Consider the following 2,076-nt stretch of genomic DNA (forward strand, 5'->3'; position numbering starts at 1 on the left):
GGTCGGCGGCGATCACGCGCGCACCCGCCGCGGCGAGCGCGCTCACGGTCGCGGCGCCGATGCCGGATGCCGCGCCGGTGACCACGATCGTCCGTCCGTCCATCCCGTGCATGTCGATCCCTCCGTGCCCGCACCGGCAGCGGTGCCGGCACCGACCCAAGTCAATCGCCGTCGGCGCGCGGATGCCACGCTGCGCCAGCGGGAACGGTGATGCGAGGCATCACGATCCACGATCGCCGCCCGTTGCCTCGCGCCGTACGCTCGGGCCATGACCACCGACGGGCATCCCTCTGCGCTGCGCCCCGCCGAGCTCTTCTCGTGCCGGGGGCAGGTCGCCGTCGTGACCGGCGCGACGTCGGGCATCGGCCGTGCGTCGGTCGACTGATCATCAACAGTGTCGATGCGCGACATCATCAGGTTCAGCTTCCCTGATGAAGCATGCTCGCCGAGAGTGGATGCAGTGTCGAACGCGGCACGCACCAACCCTCGGCCGATGCGCCGCACCCCGAACACGAAGGATCGACGATGATCACCCTCCTGTCCCATCTCTCGCACGTCGAGATCGCGGCGCCCGACGTCGAGGCCTCGGTGGCCTTCTACGAGGAGCGCCTCGGCCTCCGCCAGGTCGGCCGCGACAGCGGCAAGGCCTACCTCCGCTCCTGGGGCGACTACACGCACCACAGCGTCGTCATCTCCGAGGGCCCCGAGCCCGCGCTCGTCGAGATCGGCTGGCGCACCACCAGCGCCGAGGCGCTCGACGAGGCGGCGCGTCGCGTCGAGGAGGCCGGCGTGACCGGCGAGTGGTCGGACTCCGGGCCCGGCCGCGGCCGCTCCTACGTCTTCACCGGCCCGTGGGGCCACACCATCCGCCTCGCGTGGGACGTCGAGCAGTACGAGGCCGACGACGAGCACGCGTCGATCTACCCCGACCGCCCCGAACGCCGCTCGAGCGTCGCGGGCGCCCCGCGGTTCCTCGACCACGTCACGATCGCGGCATCCGACGTGAAGGCCTTCGCGAAATGGCACCACGAGGTGCTCGGCTTCCGCATCATGGCCTACACCGAGCTCGACGAGGCGCCCATCACGGTCTTCGCCGTCATCACGACGAACGAGAAGTCGCACGACCTCGGCGTCGTGCTCGACAGCTCCTCGCGCCCCGGCCGCATCAACCACTACGCGTTCTGGGTCGACACCCGCGAGGAGCTCCTCATCGCCGCCGACGTGCTCATGGAGAACGGCACCCACATCGAGTACGGTCCGTCGATCCACGGCATCGGCGAGCAGTCCTTCCTCTACTTCCGTGACCCGAGCGGCCTGCGCATCGAGGTCAACACGGGCGGCTACCGCAACTACGTGCCCGACTGGAACGCGAACACCTGGAAGCCGTCGACCGGCTCGAACAACCTCTACCGCAACAGCGCGATGCCCATGTCGATGACCGAGTCGTTCCCGCCCGACGAGGGCCGTCCGACCGCCACCGAGGAGGGCATCGTGCCGGGTACCGAGGAGGCGCTGCTCAACCCCTACGCCAAGCACGGTCAGGGCTGAGACGCGGGCCGAGGGGCCGGGTCGGACGGGGGTGAGTGCCCGTCCGCCCCGGCCCTTCGTCATGGGCCATGCCGCGCGCCGTCGCGCACTGACTGCGAGGTGACGCGAATCGACCTTCCGCCGCCCGCGAAGGTCGATTCGCGTCACCTCGAGGGTGGGGGCGGCGAGGACGGACGGCGGGCGGCGCCCGGCGGTGAGCTGCGTGGGTCAGGCGCGGGCGAACACGGCCGCGAGGGCCTGGCCGCCGCCGATGCACATCGTCTCGAGGGCGAGATCGCCGTCGATGGCCGGCAGCTCGTGCGCGAGGGTCGCGAGCATGCGGATGCCGGTGGCGCCGATCGGGTGGCCGATCGAGATGCCGCTCCCCCGCGGGTTCAACCGCGGGTCTTCGGCGTCGAGCCCCCAGTCGGCGAGGCACGCGAGCACCTGCACGGCGAACGCCTCGTTCAGCTCGATCAGGTCGAGGTCGGCGAAGCGGATGCCGGCGCGCTCGAGCGCGAGGTTCGCCGCGGGCACGGGCGCGACGCC

1 protein-coding gene and 1 pseudogene are annotated in these 2,076 nt (G+C 71.3%); one reads left to right on the forward strand and one right to left on the reverse strand.

What is annotated here, in order from left to right:
* Positions 1–525 precede the first annotated feature (525 nt).
* Complete coding sequence (locus GH736_RS21775) at positions 526–1,548, forward strand: VOC family protein (RefSeq protein ID WP_159607024.1); 1,023 nt, start codon at positions 526–528, stop codon at positions 1,546–1,548.
* Between the two features lie 207 nt (positions 1,549–1,755).
* On the opposite strand, the pseudogene GH736_RS21780 reads toward GH736_RS21775, so the two are convergent.
* Positions 1,756–2,076: pseudogene (locus GH736_RS21780) on the reverse strand (acetyl-CoA C-acyltransferase); the annotation flags it as partial.

This window comes from Agromyces humi (assembly GCF_009720255.1).
In the GTDB taxonomy this organism is placed as follows: domain Bacteria; phylum Actinomycetota; class Actinomycetes; order Actinomycetales; family Microbacteriaceae; genus Agromyces; species Agromyces humi.

Excerpts from the sequence above, each read along its gene's own strand:
- GH736_RS21775 (WP_159607024.1), top strand. The coding sequence starts at position 526 with ATGATCACCCTCCTGTCCCATCTCTCGCACGTCGAGATCGCGGCGCCC.